The organism is Kitasatospora sp. NPDC098663 (assembly GCF_044760075.1).
Taxonomy (GTDB): domain Bacteria; phylum Actinomycetota; class Actinomycetes; order Streptomycetales; family Streptomycetaceae; genus Kitasatospora.
The window spans coordinates 50,295-66,707 of sequence record NZ_JBIWAP010000002.1 but is presented as its reverse complement, the minus strand read 5'-3'; the positions used below and the strand labels follow the sequence as shown (position 1 = coordinate 66,707).

11 protein-coding genes, 3 tRNA genes and 1 pseudogene are annotated in these 16,413 nt (G+C 73.4%); 7 read left to right on the top strand and 8 right to left on the bottom strand.

Translation table 11 applies throughout. The annotated features are described in order from the left end of the window. The first annotated feature begins 71 nt into the window (after window positions 1–71). The 6 genes from ACIQVZ_RS02390 to ACIQVZ_RS02365 all read left to right on the top strand — a co-directional run bounded on the left by ACIQVZ_RS02390 (window position 72) and on the right by ACIQVZ_RS02365 (window position 6,528). Window positions 72–162: transfer RNA gene (locus ACIQVZ_RS02390), tRNA-Ser, on the top strand. Window positions 163–422: 260 nt separating this feature from the next. Continuing rightward, window positions 423–498, top strand: a tRNA-Arg gene (locus ACIQVZ_RS02385). Between the two features lie 31 nt (window positions 499–529). Continuing rightward, a tRNA-Arg gene (locus ACIQVZ_RS02380) sits at window positions 530–605 on the top strand. A gap of 279 nt (window positions 606–884) precedes the next feature. After that, window positions 885–4,046, top strand: a complete 3,162-nt coding sequence (locus ACIQVZ_RS02375) for an Ig-like domain-containing protein (RefSeq protein ID WP_402446487.1) — start codon at window positions 885–887, stop codon at window positions 4,044–4,046. 194 nt (window positions 4,047–4,240) lie between these two features. Continuing rightward, window positions 4,241–5,515, top strand: a complete 1,275-nt coding sequence (locus tag ACIQVZ_RS02370; RefSeq protein ID WP_402446484.1) for an SPFH domain-containing protein — start codon at window positions 4,241–4,243, stop codon at window positions 5,513–5,515. Next, window positions 5,512–6,528, top strand: a complete 1,017-nt coding sequence (locus tag ACIQVZ_RS02365) for a C40 family peptidase (protein ID WP_402446481.1) — start codon at window positions 5,512–5,514, stop codon at window positions 6,526–6,528. The genes ACIQVZ_RS02370 and ACIQVZ_RS02365 overlap by 4 nt, the downstream gene beginning before the upstream one ends. Window positions 6,529–7,054: 526 nt before the next feature. Here the strand turns inward: ACIQVZ_RS02365 and ACIQVZ_RS02360 are convergent. After that, window positions 7,055–8,020, bottom strand: a complete 966-nt coding sequence (locus ACIQVZ_RS02360; RefSeq protein ID WP_402446478.1) for an aldo/keto reductase — start codon at window positions 8,018–8,020, stop codon at window positions 7,055–7,057. Between the two features lie 154 nt (window positions 8,021–8,174). Between ACIQVZ_RS02360 and ACIQVZ_RS02355 the strand changes: the two genes are divergently transcribed. Then, complete coding sequence (locus tag ACIQVZ_RS02355) at window positions 8,175–8,384, top strand: hypothetical protein (protein WP_350876437.1); 210 nt, start codon at window positions 8,175–8,177, stop codon at window positions 8,382–8,384. Between the two features lie 75 nt (window positions 8,385–8,459). Here ACIQVZ_RS02355 and ACIQVZ_RS02350 read toward each other — a convergent pair whose 3' ends face one another. The 7 genes and pseudogenes from ACIQVZ_RS02350 to pelF all read right to left on the bottom strand — a co-directional run bounded on the left by ACIQVZ_RS02350 (window position 8,460) and on the right by pelF (window position 16,313). Continuing rightward, a complete protein-coding gene (locus tag ACIQVZ_RS02350; protein ID WP_402446475.1) occupies window positions 8,460–9,500 on the bottom strand; it encodes an endo alpha-1,4 polygalactosaminidase in 1,041 nt (346 codons plus the stop codon). Window positions 9,501–9,522: 22 nt separating this feature from the next. Next, window positions 9,523–10,218 carry a spherulation-specific family 4 protein gene (locus tag ACIQVZ_RS02345; protein ID WP_350876433.1) on the bottom strand — a complete coding sequence of 232 codons (696 nt, stop codon included), beginning with the start codon at window positions 10,216–10,218 and terminating at the stop codon, window positions 9,523–9,525. Next, window positions 10,215–11,132: an NAD-dependent epimerase/dehydratase family protein gene (locus tag ACIQVZ_RS02340; protein ID WP_402446471.1), complete on the bottom strand. Its 918-nt coding sequence runs from the start codon at window positions 11,130–11,132 to the stop codon at window positions 10,215–10,217. The genes ACIQVZ_RS02345 and ACIQVZ_RS02340 overlap by 4 nt, the downstream gene beginning before the upstream one ends. 125 nt (window positions 11,133–11,257) lie before the next feature. After that, window positions 11,258–11,959: pseudogene (locus ACIQVZ_RS02335) on the bottom strand (NDP-sugar synthase); the annotation flags it as partial. Window positions 11,960–12,033: 74 nt separating this feature from the next. Next, a complete protein-coding gene (locus tag ACIQVZ_RS02330; protein ID WP_350876429.1) occupies window positions 12,034–13,026 on the bottom strand; it encodes a GDP-mannose 4,6-dehydratase in 993 nt (330 codons plus the stop codon). Window positions 13,027–13,207: 181 nt separating this feature from the next. Next, complete coding sequence (locus tag ACIQVZ_RS02325) at window positions 13,208–14,725, bottom strand: hypothetical protein (protein WP_350876427.1); 1,518 nt, start codon at window positions 14,723–14,725, stop codon at window positions 13,208–13,210. A gap of 73 nt (window positions 14,726–14,798) precedes the next feature. Next, window positions 14,799–16,313, bottom strand: a complete 1,515-nt coding sequence (pelF, locus tag ACIQVZ_RS02320) for a GT4 family glycosyltransferase PelF (RefSeq protein ID WP_350876425.1) — start codon at window positions 16,311–16,313, stop codon at window positions 14,799–14,801. Window positions 16,314–16,413: the final 100 nt, after the last annotated feature.

Here is a 16,413-nt window from a genome sequence, read left to right as displayed (position 1 = left end):
GAACCCCACGGTTGTGGCATCATCTCAGGCACACGGAACGGGTCCGCTCACGCGGACGTGGTCCCTGTGGAGGAGGCTTCGCCTAGTCCGGTCTATGGCGCCGCACTGCTAATGCGGTTTCGGGGTTATTCCTGATCGAGGGTTCAAATCCCTCAGCCTCCGCAGCCGGAAAGCCCCGTCGACGATCTTGTCGGCGGGGCTTTCCTCATCCCCGGGGAGGTTTCGGACCCACCCCGCCGCCCACCTTCCCGACCTGTCTCCCCGCCTGCCTCCCGACCTGCCCCGCAGGCCGGGGCCGCCGGGGGCCCCGAGTGGCCTCCAGGGGGTCGGCCCGGAGGGAGGGAGCAATCGATTTCGTCCCGCGTCGCAGGTCATGTAATGTTGTCCCCGCACCGCCCCGCTGGCACCGTTCATCAGGGCGAGCGCTCATAGCTCAACGGATAGAGCACTTGACTACGGATCAAGAGGTTGCAGGTTCGAATCCTGCTGAGCGCACCAATCTCCGCAAGATCGGGTTCGCCCGTTCCTTGCGCTCATAGCTCAACGGATAGAGCACTTGACTACGGATCAAGAGGTTGCAGGTTCGAATCCTGCTGAGCGCACCATCGAGAAGCCCCCGGCCACCGGCCGGGGGCTTCTCCCGTTTCCGGGTCCGGACGAGGGCGCCGGGTGCCTGATCCGTTCTGGATTTGCGGGCCTAATGGATGAAATGCATCTGTTTCGGGTACATCCCGTCCTGTCGCTCGGATGACCGCCAAACGGGTGGGACCCGGCTATAAGCCCAGGTGTCGCAGTATGACCGGTTCAGGATCGTGATTCCTTTTTGTCAGATCTTGTGCCCAGGCTGCCCGGCACCCCGGCAGCCGACCGCGAAGGAGAGCCGGATGGGCCGACAGTTTCCCCGCACGGCCGCCGCCCTGACCGTCCTCGTGGCCGGGCTGCTGACCGGCTGGAACGCCCCACTCTCGATGGCCCAGCAGTCCCCTGACGCCTGGTCCGGGGATCACCGGGCGGTCCTGCCCTCCGGCCTCTCCGTCCAGCTCGAATTCGCCGCCACCCCGGGCACCGAGGTGGCCGCCGCGGCCGGCGAACTGGCCGACCGCCCCGGCGGCGGGCGCGCGGCCGGGCCGTACACGGACGGAATGCACCCCGGAAACCCTGCGCAGACCTTCAGCGTCACCGAGAACCGCCCCCAGGCGGACGGATCCTGGCGCACCGTAGGAACGCTCCGGCTCGCCTTCTCCCGACCGGTCCGCAATCCCCGGCTGCACCTCAGCGGACTGGCCGCGCTCGCCACCGGGAAGTCCGGCACCACCAGCACCGCGGCCCGGCTGACCCTCACCGGCGGCTCACCCGCCGCCCCCACCCTGGTCAACCGCACCGACTGGCCCGGCTGGACGGTCGACGCCAACGCCCTCGCGCCCGTCGGCGCAGACGGCAGCTCCGACGGCGCGGCCGGCTCCGTCTCCGAAGGCACCCTGGAACTCGCCGGCACCCTGCGCACCGCGGTCTTCCGGGTCGAGCAGCGCTCCACCGCCCGGGCCGGCAGCACCACCGCCCCACCCGTCCTGCGCCAGGCCTACACCGTCACCGTCGACGAGGACCTCGGCACCGCCCCGCAGAACTACGGCAACGCCTCGCACGTGCTCTCCGACCTGTTCCTCGGCGCGGACGCCGCCGGCGCTGCGCACCGCACCAGCCCCCCGTCCCCCGACGACCGGGGCACGGCCGACCGGCCGACCGGCGAGCCGCTGGTCCAGCTCGACCACGGGGCCGGCCGGCGCAGCGTCTTCGCCAGCCCGCCGCCGCCCAGGCTCCAGCCCGGCCGCGGCGAGTACCAGGGCGCCGACCCGTCGATCAGCTTCCCCACCGAGGCCGCGATCGGCCACTACTACCGGCTCACCGTCCCGGTGGCGGTCGGCGACCAGCCCGCGACCCTGGCCGGCTGGATCGACTTCGACCACAGCGGGCGCTTCGACCCCGCCGAGCGGGTGCAGACCGAGATCCCGGCCGGCGCCGACACCGCGACCCTGGAATGGACCGTCCCGACCGGCGCCGGCTCGGGCGGCACCTGGGCCCGGCTGCGGATCGCCCGCGACGCCAGCCAACTCGTCCCCTCCGGTGGCTTCGCCGACTCCGGGCAGGTCACCGACCAGCGGATCAAACTGACCGTCGGCGCCGCCCGGCCCGAGATCGCCGAACCCGTCGACGGCGCCGTCCTCGCCGAAGCCCGCCCGCGGATCCACGGCGACGGAGCGGTCGCCGGCGCCTCGGTGGAGATCCGGGACGGCGACGCCACGGCCTGCCGGGCCCGGGTCGAGCGCGGCGGCGACTGGTCCTGCCGGCCCGGTGAAGCGCTCACCGCAGGCCCGCACTCCCTCACCCCGGTCGAGATCACCAGCGGTGGCGTGGTGCTGCGCGGCGAGGCCGTCCGGGTCACCGTGAAGACGGCGCCGCCCGCAGCGCCCGTCCTCACCCTGCCGGAGTACACCAACGACCCGGGGATCCAGCTCACCGGCACCGGCGAGGCGGGCAGTACCGTCGCGGTCACCGACCAGGCCGCCGAACTGTGCCGCAGCGCCGTCCGGGCGGACGGCCAGTGGTCCTGCCTGCCGGTCGAGAACCTGGTGGACGGGCGCCACCTGCTCACCCCCGTCGCGGTCGACGCGGCCGGGAACCGGACGGCCGGACAGGCGGTCGCGCTGGTCGTCGACACCGTCCCGCCGGACAAGCCGGTGCTCGGCTCCCCGGCCGCCGGGGCGACCCTGCGGGTCAGCCGGCCGACGTTCACCGGGCGGGCCGAGCCGGGCTCGAAGGTGCTGGTCACGGCGCGGGCGGGCGGCTCGGCGGCCTCGGGCGCGGGCTCGGCGGCGGGCGAGCGGACGGTGCTGTGCGGGGCGACGGCGGCTCTCGACGGCAGCTGGACCTGCACCGCCAACCGGGACCTGACGGACGGACAGCAGTGGCTGGTCGTCACGGCGACCGACCTGGCGGGGAACGGGGCGGTGGCGGACGCCGTGCCGGTGCGCGTCGCGGCGGCGCCGAGCCCGGCGGCGTCGGTATCGGCGTCGGCTTCGGTTCCTGCGGTGCCGAGTTCGGGGGCGTCGGTCCCCGCGCGGCCCAGCCCCGCGGCCTCGGTGCCGACCGTGCCGAGCCCGTCGGCTTCGGCGTCGGCGTCGGCTTCTGCGGTGCCGAGTTCGGGGGCGTCGGTTCCCGTGCGGCCCAGCCCCGCGGCTTCGGTGTCGACCGTGGCGACCGTGCCGAGCCCGTCGGCATCGGCATCGGCATCGGCATCGGCATCGGCATCGGCATCGACGTCGACGTCGACGTCGATGCCGACGTCGGCTTCGGCTTCGGTGCCGAGCGGGCCGAGTCCGAGCGTGCCGGTGCCGGTGCTGCCCTCGGCCGGTGCTTCCGCGCCGGTGGCCTCCTCCGGACCGTCTCGTCCCGCGATGTCGCCCACGTCCACATCCACGTCCACATCCACGTCCGTGCCTTCGCGCCCGGTCACCTCGTCGCCGAGCCCGGCTGCGGTGGCGGCGCCCGAGGCGTCCGTGCTCGCGCCGGCGCCGGTGGGCATGCTGCCGATCGCCGTTCCGGCGGCGGCCGGACCGTCCGCTGCCTCAGCCACCCCGACCGTCCCGACCGCCACCACCACCTCCGCCGGTTCCGTCGCTCCGACGCTCCGTACCGTTCCGCCCCTGGGCGCCGACCCGTTCCGGGCGGCCGTCGGCGTCGTGGCGTCGGCACCGTCACCGTCACTGCCACCGCCCCTGTCATCGCCTCCGTCGCAGTCACCGTCACCGTCGTCGACGCCGGTGGCGGCCGAACCGCCCGGGTCCGCCGCGGAGGGTGCCGGGCAGCTGCCGGCACCGGCTGGCGCGCCGCCCGTGGGGGCGGCCGCGGAGGCCTCTCAGGCGGCGGCCGCGCGGTCCACCGCGAGTGGTTGGCGCGGTGGGGTCGCCGGTGGCCTGCTGGTGCTCGCCGCCATCGGGCTGATCACCCGCCGGGTGTTCGCCCGTGGCGACGGTGTCCGGCGGCGCTGACCTGCGCTGAACCATCCCGACCATCCGTTCATGTGCCTGCGCGTCAGGTCGGCTTCGGACGATTCGTCAGCAAATGTCGACACACCTCATCATAAATGTCGCATTTGATGACGTATGAACTTAGCCTGATCTTGGCACTGCCCGTCAGATCCGGGCCGCCCGTTGCGCGACACACCGACCCCGAGGATCCGTGCATGGACGTCACCCGCGATTCTTCGCAGCGACCCGACCACCTGCCCAAGCCACTCCTACCCGCCTTGCCGGAACGTTCCGCCTCCGGCGCCAGCCCGCTGGCCACGGCCACGGCCGCCAAGACGGCCAAGCTGCTCGGCCCGATCGACGGCGGCCCCGCGACCACTCCGCTGGTCGTCGTCCCCGGCCCGGCCACCGGCGCTCCCGCCGACCTTCGCGACCCGCTGGAGGCGGCCGCCCCGGAGACCGCCGAGCTCCCGGAAGCCATCCAGGTGGGCGCCCCCGCGGCCGCCACCTCCCGCCGCCCCCCGCGCGCCGACCAGGCGGTCCGCGAGCACGGCGCCACCGCCCTGCCCGGCTGGGTCGCCCTGCTGGTGGTGCTGGTCGGCGTGGCCGGCGTGCTGCTGATGCTGCTGCACGACGGCGTCATCCCGTACTGGGACGCGCTGCCCGACCTGCGCAGTGCCGCCGCGCAGGCGAGCGGCCAGGCCGAGGTGGACGCCAAGTCGGTCGCCGCGGTCAGCGCGGTCGGCCTGCTCGTGGTGTTCGCGCTCGCCGGGCTGCTGGCCAACGCGGGCGGCGAGACCCGGGTGCTGACCCGCTGGGGCCGCTACCGGGGCACCGTCCGCCGCACCGGCCTGGTCTGGGTCAACCCGCTGCTGCGCCGGCGCCGGGTGGACGTGCGGCTGCGGCACTGGCGCAGCGAGCCGGTCAAGGCGGTCGACCGGACCGGCACGCCGATCGTCGTCCGGCTGCTGATCGTCTGGCGGGTCAAGGACACCGCGCGGGCGCTGCTGGCGATCGAGGACCACGAGAGCTATCTGCGCGAGCAGGTCCAAGCGGTGCTCACCCGCACCGCGTCCATCCTGCCGTGCGACAGCAACGCGGCGCCCGGGCCCGCGCTGCGTGACGGGCAGTGGTTCGCCGACGAGCTGACCAGAGCACTGGCCGCCGAGGTCGCCCCGGCGGGCCTGGAGGTCTACTCGGCGCAGCCGCTGGCGCTGGACTACGCGCCCGAGGTCGCCGAGTCGATGCGCCGCCGCCGGCTGGCGGACCTGGACGCGGGCCTGCGGACGGTGCTGGTGGACGACGCGGTCGAGGCGGCGGCGCTCGCCGTCCGGCGGCTGGAGCGCGCCACCGCCCACGAACTGGACGAGGCCGCCCGCAGCGCGCTGATGGAGCAACTGCTGGTCGCCTTCGTCGCCCCGGCCGGAGTGGCCGCCTCGGTACCGCCCCCGGCCGCACGGGCCGGGCGGAAGGAAGGACGACCCGCATGAGGATAGCCACCGGCGCGTACGCCGATCCCGGTCTCGACCTCGACGCCGATTTCGACGCCGCCCTCGACCGGGGCCTGATCGGCTTCGAGGAGAGCACCGGCAGCATCCCCGCGATCGCGGGGTGCGGCTGCCCGAACTGCGCGGCCCGTCCGCGCACCGCCCGCGCCGCGACGGCGACCGGCGGCAGCCGAATACACCGCGCCGTGCGAAGTACCTGTCTGGCCACCACCGTGCTGGCGGGCGCCGGCGTGGTCGGCCTGACGGCCGGTGCCGGGTCCGCGCACGCCGCGGCCGGGAAGCAGGGCTGGGACGGGTCGAAGTACTGGTTCAAGAACGGCAGCGGCGAGTGGCGGTGGACCAGCCACTACGACGTCTACGCGAGCCGCACCGGCCAGTCCGGCGGCTCGGGCGGTTCCAGCGGTGCCAGTGGCAAGGCGGCCGCCGTGTCCAACGGTTCGGCCTCCTCCGCTTCCTCCTCCGGGCTGCGCCAGGGCTGGGACGGGTCGAAGTACTGGTTCAAGAACGGCAGCGGCGAGTGGCGGTGGACCAGCCACTACGACGTCTACGCGAGCCGCACCGGCCAGTCCGGCGGCAGTGCTGATCCCGCCCCCGCCCCCGCCCGGCCCTCGGCGGACCGGGCACCGGCCTCCGGCAGCATGGAGGCGGCCATCGACTACGCGCTCGCCCAGCTGGGCAAGCCGTACGTCTGGGGCGGCAACGGCCCGTCGGGCTACGACTGCTCGGGGCTCGTCCAGCAGGCCTACCGGCGCAGCGGGATCAGCCTGCCGCGGGTGGCCGACGACCAGTACGCGGCCACCACACCGATCAGCGCGGGGCAGCTGCGCCGCGGCGACCTGGTGTTCTGGTCGGACAGCGGCCGGGCCTCCGGGATCCACCACGTGGGGATCTACCTGGGCGGCGGCAAGTTCGTCGAGGCACCCCGGCCCGGCAAGACGGTCCGGGTCTCCACCCTCAACTCGGGCTACTACCCGACCCACTTCGGGCGGCCGTAGCGTCGGGCGCATCGGGCCCCCGACAGCACGCCGCTGCCGGGGGCCCGAAGCGTGACCGCCGCCACCTGGTCGCCCCCGCGGGGGCCTCGGGTGCGCAGTTCGGGTCCGATCTGCCAATGGGCCGATGCGTTGAGCGCGTTGGCCGTCTTTTCCCGGGTCGATTCGACGACGGCCCGGAAAGGCGTCCGGATTTCGCCGACGGTGCCGGCGCGGGCCCTCGGATCGGCGGGGCCGACGGTCATCCTGCGGGTGTTACCGCCCGGGCCCGGATTGTTTGCGGAATCGAGGGCCGGGCGCGCGTACTTCTTCCGGTCCTCGTCGTCGAAGATCCCGTCCCGGGCGGGATTCCCGGCGATGCCGCCGCCGTGGTGGCTTCGTCGACGAAGTCCTGTTCCGCGTCAGGTCGTTCGTGGGCCAAGGCTGGTCACCGCGGCCGGCGTTTCCAACCGGACGGGGTTTACCGGGAACGGGCGCAGGCTGCGAACGGGCCCGGGGGGCGGGTTCGCAGCCTGCGGGTGGGGCGGGGTCAGGAGGAGGCGGCGTCGAGGAGGGCGGTCTGTTCGGGGGTGAGCCGGAGCGTGGTGGCTGCCAGCAGGGGCGGGAGCTGCTCGACGGTGCGGGCGCTGGCGATGGGGGCGGCGACCGTCGGCCGCCCGGCCAGCCAGGCGAGGGCGATCGTGGCGAGGGCGACGCCGTGCTCCCCGGCGACGGTGTCCAGGGCCGCCAGCACCTTCGGGCCGCGCGGGTCGTCCAGGTAGCGGGCGGCGCCCTCGGAGCGGGCGCTGTCGACGCCGGGGCCGCCGGGGCGGTACTTGCCGGTGAGGAAGCCGGAGGCGAGCGCGTAGTACGGGACGGTGGCGAGGCCGTGCTCGGCGACCACGTCGGCCAGCGGGCCCTCGAAGGTGCCGCGCGAGACCAGGTTGTAGTGCGGCTGGACGGCGACGTACTTGGCCAGGCCCTCGCGGTCGGCGAAGGCCAGCGCCTCGGACAGCCGCTCGGCGCCGATGTTGGAGGCGCCGACCGCGGCGACCTTGCCCTCGCGGACCAGCTCGTCCAGTGCGGTGACGAACTCCTCCACCGGGGTGTCGTCGTCCCGGTGGGTGTAGTACAGGTCGATCCGCTCGACGCCCAGGCGGCGCAGCGAACCCTCGGCCGCGGCCTTGATGTTGGCCGCGCCCAGACCGCCGGCCTCGGGGTGCATGCCGACCTTGGTGGCGATCACGACGTCGTCGCGGTTGCCGCGGCTGCGCAGCCAGTTGCCGAGGACGGTCTCGGACTCGCCGCCGGTGTTGCCCGGCGCCCAGGCCGAGTAGACGTCGGCGGTGTCGACGAAGTTGCCGCCGGCCGCCGTGTAGGCGTCCAGGACGGCGAAGGACTGCTGCTCGTCGGCCGTCCAGCCGAAGACGTTGCCGCCGAGGGAGAGCGGGAAGACGGAGAGGTCGGAGGCGCCGAGGCGGACCCGGCCCGGGGCGTCGCTGTGGTTTCCGGTCATGGTCGGATTCAACCGGATCGCACCGGGCGGCATTCCGCGTGTCGGGCGGACTTCACGAGGATGTCGTGCCGCCGTTGCGCGACCGGGTGGTGGGGGTCGCGCAGGAGGGGTCCGGGGTGTCCGTGAGGTGGGCGGATTCGTTAGAGTCCGTGCCATGGCTGACAACGACTACGACCCCGCCGGCAGCACCCAGATGTTCCGGGCGTTCGTCGACGAGACCCCGGCGGCCCCGCAGGCGCCGGGCACCGTCTCCACCTACGGCCGCAGCAACAGCGGTGGTGGTGGCCGCACCGGCGTGATCGCGCTGGTCGCCGTCATCGTGCTGGCCGTGTTGGGCGGCGTCATCTGGCTGGCGGTCAAGTGATCCTCGCGCGGGTGACCCGGACGAGGGTCACCCGCGCGACGGAAACCGGTGCGCCGAGAACCGGTGCGCCGGCGCTCAGCAGGGCTTGCGCCAGGCGTTCAGGTCGAGCTTCTTCTGCATCGAACTGAAGCCGAGCGACTTGGCCTTGGCGCAGAACTGGTCCGTGCCGAGCTTGTACTCGACGTGGAAGACCGCCTTGCCCGCCTTGACGAACGGCGCGACCCGGTCGCACTCGTCGAACTGCGAGCACTCCTCGTTGACCGCGAAGTCGAAGTCCGGCAGCAGCGCCGGGATCTGGTCGAGGTCGTTCTTCAGACCGATGGCCAGGCCGCGTTCGTGGGCGAGCTGGGCCAGCATGCGGTTGTACTTGATCTGGTCGTCAGGGGTGAGCGGGAAACCGCTGTTCTGGTTGTAGGCCTCGATGGTGTCCGGCTCGATGGCGTCGAAGCCCTTGCTCTTGCACATGTCGAAGCGGGCCGCCATCAGTGGCTTGAGCTGGTCGAGCTTGCGGATGTCGAACCACTTCTCGCCCTTCCAGCCGGTGTCGGAGCCCTGCAAGGACTTGGCGAAGGCCGCGGAGTCGGGGCGGAAGTCCTCCCAGGAACCGGCGTTGATGTAGCAGATCACCTTGCGGCCCTTGGCGTGCAGCGCGGCCACCACCGAGGCGTCGTTCTCGAAGCCGTCGATGTCGTAGACGGGGACGTCCACGGACTGGTCGACGGTGCCGCCGAGCTGCCACTGCCAGGCGAGGCCGGGGGTGGGCTGCCAGCGGGCGCCGGCCGGCTGCGGGGCGGTGGTGCCGCCGGGAGTTCCGCTGGAGGTCCCGGGGGTGCCCGGGGCGGTGGTGGCGCCCGGGGGCGTGGTGGCGCCGGGCGCGGTGGGCGAGCCGGGGGCGCTGGGCGTGCCGGGGGCCGGGGGCGTGCTGGCGGCGTCCGACGGGGTGCCCGGGGCGGTGCTGCCGTCCGGGGTGGTCGGGGCGGTGGCCGCGGGCGGGCTGCTCGGGGAGCCGTCGGCCGAGGAGCTGTCGTCGTCCGAGCCTGAGCTGCTGCACGAGGTCGCCAGCAGGGCGGCGGCGATGGTGATGGCGGCCGGCAGGAGCCGGGTACGGCGGTTCACGGTAGTCGAACTCCGGATCGGGTCAGGTCAGTTCAGCAGCGGTCAGGCCGTAGGGAAGGGTGCGCCAGGGGTTCTCCCCGGCGCCCGGTACGGCGCAGCCGACGCCGGCCCGGCGGGCGGCGATCAGCGCGGTGGCGTCCTCGGCGTGTTCGGCGGGGACGTCGTACACCAGGTGGCAGAAGCGGGAGGCCGCGTGGCGGCCGGTCCACAGCGGGAGCGTCATCGCGCGGTACGTGTCCCAGTCGCCCTCGAAGGTGACCAGCAGGTCGGCCAGGCCGACTTCGGCGTACCCCGGGTCGGGGTGCTCGCCGTGGCCGAAGACCACGGTGCCGCAGCCGGCCGCGCGCGCGGCCGTGGCCAGCCGCCGGTAGTGCGCGAGGGCGCCGGGGTGGGTGGCCACCTGGTCGAGGTAGACGCCGGTGATGTCGTGGCGTTGACGGTAGGTCAGGATGTCGGCGACCACCGCCGCGTGCGGTCGGCGGCCGTAGTCGGTGTCGGTGTAGCCGACCAGCGGCACTCCGGCCGCGCGGAGTCGGTCGGCGGCCTCGGCGAAGACGTTGTCCGGGTTCTCGCCCGGCCCGTCGGCGAGGTTGAGCACGACGGCGGCGATCCGGCCCGGGTCGGCGGCGGCGACCGCCTGCCAGGCCGCCGGGTCCACCGCGGGGTGGACGTACAGCGGCACCAGCAGGCGGCCGTCGGGGATGGTCCCGCCGGTCATGCGACGACCGGCGGGGAGGCGGGCTCGGCGGTGCTGAGCCACAGGTCGCGCAGGGTGTCGGCGAGGTCCGTCTCCGGGTGCCAGTCGAGCTCCCGGGCGGCGGCCGACACGTCGGCCTGCTGCCAGGAGACCGCGGCCGAGCGTTCGGAGCCCGCCCCGCTCTCGTCGATCCGGCCGGTGAAGCCGGCCGCGGCGACCAGCCCGTCCGCGATCGCCCGGACCTGCCGGGCCTGCCCGGAGGCGAGGTTGAGCACCCGGGGGAGCGGACGGTCCGCGGCGGCGGCCAGGCCGACCGCGCGGGCGATGTCCCGGGCGTCGACGAAGTCGCGGTAGGCGGAGAGGTCGCCGACCGTGATCACGCCGTCGGTGCCCTCGGGTGCGACCCGGAGCAGCTCGGCGGCCAGCCGGCCGGGCAGCGAGCCCGCCGGTGCCCCCGGGCCGACCGGGTTGAACACCCGCAGGACCACGGCGTCCAGCGCCGAGCCGGCCACCGCGAGGGAGCCGGCGAGCTTGGTCGCGCCGTACACGCCGACCGGGCGGGCGTCGGAGTCCTCGGACAGCGAGCTGCCCGCCGGACAGACGCCGTACTCGCCGGCCGAACCGATGTGCACCAGCCGGGCCTTCGGGGCGCCGAGCTGCAGCGCCTCGCAGAGCACGGCCGGGCCGCGCGCGTTCACCTCGGCGAGCTTGACCGCGCTGCCGGCCACCGCGCCGGCGAAGTTGACCACCACGTCGGGTGCCCGCTCGGCGAGTTCCTCGCCGAGCGGGCCGGCCTGGGCGGTGGCCAGGTCCAGCCGGAGGTCGTGGGCGGGCCGCCGGCCCGCGGTCAGCACGGTGGCACCGGGCAGTGACCGCAGGACGGTGGTGGCGTGACGGCCGAGGAAGCCGTCGCCGCCGAGGAGCAGGATTCTCACGCGGCCCGTCCGTCACTCTGGGCGCCCGCGGTGGCGGGAGCCTCGGCCGCGTCGTCCGGGGCGGTGCGGGCGGCCGGGATCGGCAGCTCCGCCACGCCCTGGCCGGCGCCGGCCGACTCGAAGGGCATCAGCACCGGTCGGATGGACGAGAACTCGGCGTTCGCCCGGTCGTAGTCGTCCGGGCGGCCGATGTCCAGCCAGTAGCCGCCGAAGTCGTACGCGGCGGGCGGGGTCTTGGCGGCGAGCAGGTCCAGCACCAGCTCGTCGAAGCCCAGCGGCAGGCCGGGGGTGTACGTGGCGAGTGCCGAACGGGACACGCCGTACACGCCCATCGAGACGCGGTAGTCGATGCTCGGCTTCTCCTGGAAGCCGGTGATGCTGCCGGACTCGGCGGTCAGCACACCGAAGTCGATCTTCACCTGACGGGCGTAGGTGGCGATGGTGAGCGGCGCCCCGGACGCCTCGTGGTGCTGGAGCACCCCGGCGAAGTCCAGGTCGGTGAGGATGTCGCCGTTCATCACCAGGAAGTGCTCCGGCAGGCGGTCCTGCATGGTGAGCAGCGGGCCCATGGTGCCGAGCGGGCTGTCCTCGACCGCGTAGCCGACCCGCAGCCCCCACTGGGAGCCGTTGCCGACGTACGCGCGGATGATGTGGCCGAGGTGGCCGATGGCCAGGGTGACGGTCTTGAAGCCCGCGGCGGCGAGCTGGCGCATCACGATCTCCAGGATCGCGTGCTGGTCGCCGATCGGGACGAGCGGCTTGGGAAGCGCGGTGGTGTACGGGCGGAGGCGGACGCCCTTACCGCCGGCCAGGATCACTGCATGCATGGTGTTTCCCCCACGGAAAGGATGTGCAGGACACGAACCTTGGTTACCAGGACGGGCACTGATCGCTGCGGCGGTCAGACGTTGTAGATGTCGGTCTTGTAGCGGGCCAGGTTGGCCGGGTCGCGGAAGAACTCGATGGTCTGCTCCAGGCCCTGCTCCAGGGTGAACCGGGGGGCCCAGCCGGTGGCCTCGCGCAGCCGGGTGGCGTCCGCGACCAGGCGCATGACCTCGGAGTTGGCCGGGCGGATGCGCTGCTCGTCCTCCTTCACCAGGAGGTCGACGCCCATCAGCTTGCCGACCAGGGAGACCAGGTCGCCGACCGAGATCTCGCCGCCGGTGCCGGCGTTGAAGGTCCTGCCGACCACGGTCTCGGCGGGAGCAGTGCCGACCGTGCGGAACGCGTGCGCGGTGTCCTTGACGAACATGAAGTCGCGGGTCGGGCGCAGGTCGCCGAGGGTGATCTCGGTCTCGCCGGCGGCGACCTGGGCGATCACGGTCGGGATGACGGCGCGCATCGACTGGCGCGGGCCGAAGGTGTTGAACGGGCGCAGGGTGACGACCGGGGTCCCGAAGCTGGCGTGGTAGCTGTCGGCCAGCCGGTCCCCGCCGGCCTTGGAGGCGGCGTACGGGGACTGGGTGTTGATCGGGTGGTCCTCGGTGATCGGCACGGTCTGCGCGGTGCCGTACGTCTCGCTGGTGGAGGTGTGCACCAGGCGCGGGATCTCCTGGTGGCGCACCGCCTCCAGCACGTTCAGAGTGCCGGTGACGTTGGTGTCGACGTACGAGTGCGGGGCCAGGTAGGAGTACGGGATCGCTATCAGGGCGGCCAGGTGGTAGACCGCCTCGGTGCCCTTGACCAGGCCGTTGACCGAGCCCGGGTCCCGGACGTCGCCGAGGACGATCTCGACCGAGTCCAGCACCTCCTTGGGCAGGGTCTCCAGCCAGCCGAAGGACGAGAAGGAGTTGTACTGGACCATGGCCCGGACCTGGTGCCCGTCGGCAACCAGGGACTCGACGAGGTGGGAGCCGATGAAGCCCTCGGCTCCGGTGACCGCGACGCTGCTCATGCGTGATTCGCTCTCTCGATTTTGGGAACGGCCGGACTCCCGGTGGCGACCGGCCGGTGGTGGTTCAGTTGTGCCGTGGAGCGTGTTCGGTGAAGCGTGTTCGGTGAAGCGCGTTGTGGAGCGTGTTCGGGTGGAGCGGGTCCAGCGGTGCACGCGAATTGGGCGTGCGTGATTTCGGTGTTCAGCGGTGCTGGGTGGTGCGGCCGAGCGCAGGCCCGGCGATGGCGGTGAGGAGCAAGGCGGCCGCCCCGCAGCCGATCAGCTGCAGGACGATCGGATCCGCACCGGTCAGCAGCCCGGCGCTCTCGGCACCCGCGGCGGCCAGACAGATGAGGGCGGTGCTCCAGCTGAACCCGAAGGCGTTCAGCAGCAGCGCCAGCCAGAGCGAGCCGCCGAGGAGCAGCATCGCGCCGAGCTGCGGCACACCGAGCGCGGGGGCGCCGGGCCACAGCACGGTCGTGGCGGCGTCCAGCGCGGCCACGGTGGTGAGGTAGATGAACAGGCAGCCGAGCAGGATCCCGCCGGTGCGGCGGGTGAACTGTCCGCTGGTGTGACTGGTGCGCAGCGCGGCCACGGCCATCGCCCGGTAGCGGAAGAGCAGCCACTCGGCGAGGCCGAGACTGAGCGTCAGCGCGATCATGGCCGGTCCGGTCGGGGTGGCCTTCGCGCCGTGCGCGGCACCGGTCTGCACCGCCTGGTGGATGGTCTCGCCGAGACCGGCGATCAGCGTGAGGGTGCCGCAGGCCAGGCCGAACAGCAGGTGCGGGACCTCCTGGCGGATCGGCAGCTTCAGCTCGACGGACTCCTTCTCGCTGCCGCGGATGCAGAACAGCAGCTCCCGGGCGGCCAGGCCGACCGCCAGCACCAGCGAGACGAGCAGCACGACCGTCCGCACGACCTGCGGGACGTCCGCGGCCAGCACCACGCCCGCGCCCACCGAGGCCGGAACCAGGGCCAGCAGCAGGAACTTCTCCCGCCCCAGCACCAGCAGGACGGTGGCCGCGCCCAGGTACAGCGACTGCCCGGCGGCGAAGAGGAGCGCGCCCAGCGGCCCGCCGACCACGTACGCCGCGGCGGACGCGACCAGGGCGCCCAGCGGCGCCCCGAGGGCCAGGCAGACCGCGGCCTCGCGGCGCCGCAGCCGGCCGAGCCAGCGGTACGAGCGGTGTGCCAGCGCCTGGTTGAAACCCCAGCTGACCAGCGTCGCGACGGACAGCGCGAGCATGCCGGAGGGCAGGCCGAACCGCATCCGGGTGGCCGCGAACAGGTTGGCGCCGAGCAGGTAGCCGAGCCCGGGCAGGGCGAACACCAGGCCGCGCACGACGCAGCGCCAGGGGTCGGCCCGCCACGGGTTGGCGAACTCGGAGCTCGGGCCGGGATAGCGGCGCTCGACCTTCTCGAACAGCTCCTCGGCGAGGGTGAACGAGTCGGGGCGGCCGTACAGCAGGGCGGCCTGCTCGTCGGAGAGGCCGTCGGACTCCAGGAACGCGGCGATCTCGTACGGGTGGACGGCATCGGCGCAGATGTCGTGCAGCCGCTCGGCGAGCTCGTCCAGCGGGTCCGCGGAGAGGTCGAGCTGCTCCTCGGGCTCGGGCTGGGCCGGGCCGGCGGGACGGCGGCGCTTCAGCGGCAGGGTGCGCAGCTGCATCGTCCGCTCGGAGCCGCCCTCGTCCTCCACGAGCCGCAGGGGCCCACTCATGCTTCCACCCCGCCGGGCTCGGCGGCCGCTGCGCGGTACACGCACCTGTCGATGGTTCTCTTGCTCCGCTCGTTCACGCGCCCACCTCGCTGTGCTGGGGCTGGGCGGCGGCGAGCTGCTGGTCCCAGTCGGTGGTGGGGGTCTGGTCGGTGACGGCCACCACGCCGTCCGGCATCCAGCGCGCGGTGCCGAGGAGTTCGGTGTAGATGCCCCGGAAGCCGTCGATGTTCTGGCGGAGCGTGAACTGTTCGATGACCCGCAGCCGGGCCTGTTCGCCCAGGCGGGCGCGCCGTTCGGCGTCGCGCAGCAGCTCGATCGCGGCGGCCGCCATCGGTTCGGGTTCGCGGGGCGGGACGACGAGTCCGGTGTCGCCGACGGCTTCGCGGACGCCGCCGACGTCGGTCGAGACGGTCGCGCGGCCGCAGGACATCGCCTCGATCAGGGTGAACGGGAAGCCCTCGCTGATGCTGGAGAGCATGACCACGTTGCCCGCCGCGTACGCGTCGGTGATGTCGGCGACGCGGCCCTCGAAGGCCACCGAGTCGGCGATGCCGAGTTCGGCGGCCAGGGCTATGCAGCCGTCCCGGTAGGCCTCGCCGCCCTTGGGGGTTCCGCCGAAGAGCCGCAGCCGCGCCTCGGGGATCTCACGGTGGACGATGGCGAAGGCCCGGATCAGCGTCTCCAGGTCCTTGATCGGGTCGACCCGGCCGGCCCAGCTGAGGGTCGGCGTCTCGGGTTCGGGCCCGGCGGGCGGGAAGGCCGCCGGGTCCACGCCGTTGTAGACGGTGCGGATGTGGGCGGACGGCGTGCCGCCGCGCTCCTCCCAGCGCCGGTTGTACCGGTTGCCGGGGGTGACCAGCGCGGCCTGCCGGTAGCTCTCCTCGGCGAGCATCCGGTAGAAGCCGAGCAGCAGCGCCTTGACCGGCCAGCGGTACGGGCCGGTGCGGTAGCCGAGGTAGCGCTCGCGCAGGTAGATGCCGTGCTCGGTGAGCAGAAACGGTACGCCGTACTGCTGGGCGGCGATCAGCCCCGGCAGGGTGGCCAGCCCGCCGCTGGCGGCGTGCGCGACGCCGCCGGTGGGCGGTTCGACCGAGAGCGGCCGCAGGGCGTGCTCCAGCAGGTCGGTGGCGTTCAGGGCGTCGTGCATGGTGGGCCGGGAGACGGCGGTGGGCAGGTAGTCACGGGTCCAGACGTGCTGGAGGGTGCGCAGGGCGCGCTCGCTGCGCAGCGCCGGGCTGAGCAGCCCGCGCCGGGCGAGGTCGGCGAAGCCGTACAGCTCGGTGCCGAAGTGGGTGGTGTAGACCGGATCGAGGATGGAGTGGAGGAAGCGCTCGTACGCGTTGAGGAAGCGCCGCATCTCCTTGCCGCGGGGCGGTCCGGCCTCGGAGGCCGGGCCCCACAGCGGTGCGGTCGTGACCGACCGCACGTTGGCGGGCAGCTCCCAGGCCAGCGGTTCCTGGCCGGTACCAGTGACGGCGATGACGTCGAAGTCGACGTCCGGCATGCCTTGAACGAGCTGGTCGCACCAGACACTCACACCGCCGTGCTGGTGCGGATACGTCCCCTCGGTGAGCAGGGTGACGCGCATCTCCTGTCCCCCCTCCTGTTCCTTGCTTCGGTGTCCGGTCTGGGTGGCCGGAACGGGACCCGAGGCAGGGCCGGACCGGGCGACCGGCCCGGCCCCGCCA

What these genes read in the sequence shown, in the direction of transcription:
- ACIQVZ_RS02355 (WP_350876437.1), top strand. Translation starts at nt 8,175, where the DNA reads ATGGCTGACAACGACTACGACCCCGCCGGCAGCACCCAGATGTTCCGG.
- ACIQVZ_RS02360 (WP_402446478.1), bottom strand. Translation starts at nt 8,020, where the DNA reads ATGACCGGAAACCACAGCGACGCCCCGGGCCGGGTCCGCCTCGGCGCC.
- ACIQVZ_RS02330 (WP_350876429.1), bottom strand. Translation starts at nt 13,026, where the DNA reads ATGAGCAGCGTCGCGGTCACCGGAGCCGAGGGCTTCATCGGCTCCCAC.
- ACIQVZ_RS02375 (WP_402446487.1), top strand. Translation starts at nt 885, where the DNA reads ATGGGCCGACAGTTTCCCCGCACGGCCGCCGCCCTGACCGTCCTCGTG.
- ACIQVZ_RS02370 (WP_402446484.1), top strand. Translation starts at nt 4,241, where the DNA reads ATGGACGTCACCCGCGATTCTTCGCAGCGACCCGACCACCTGCCCAAG.
- pelF (WP_350876425.1), bottom strand. Translation starts at nt 16,313, where the DNA reads ATGCGCGTCACCCTGCTCACCGAGGGGACGTATCCGCACCAGCACGGC.
- ACIQVZ_RS02345 (WP_350876433.1), bottom strand. Translation starts at nt 10,218, where the DNA reads ATGACCGGCGGGACCATCCCCGACGGCCGCCTGCTGGTGCCGCTGTAC.
- ACIQVZ_RS02325 (WP_350876427.1), bottom strand. Translation starts at nt 14,725, where the DNA reads ATGAGTGGGCCCCTGCGGCTCGTGGAGGACGAGGGCGGCTCCGAGCGG.
- ACIQVZ_RS02365 (WP_402446481.1), top strand. Translation starts at nt 5,512, where the DNA reads ATGAGGATAGCCACCGGCGCGTACGCCGATCCCGGTCTCGACCTCGAC.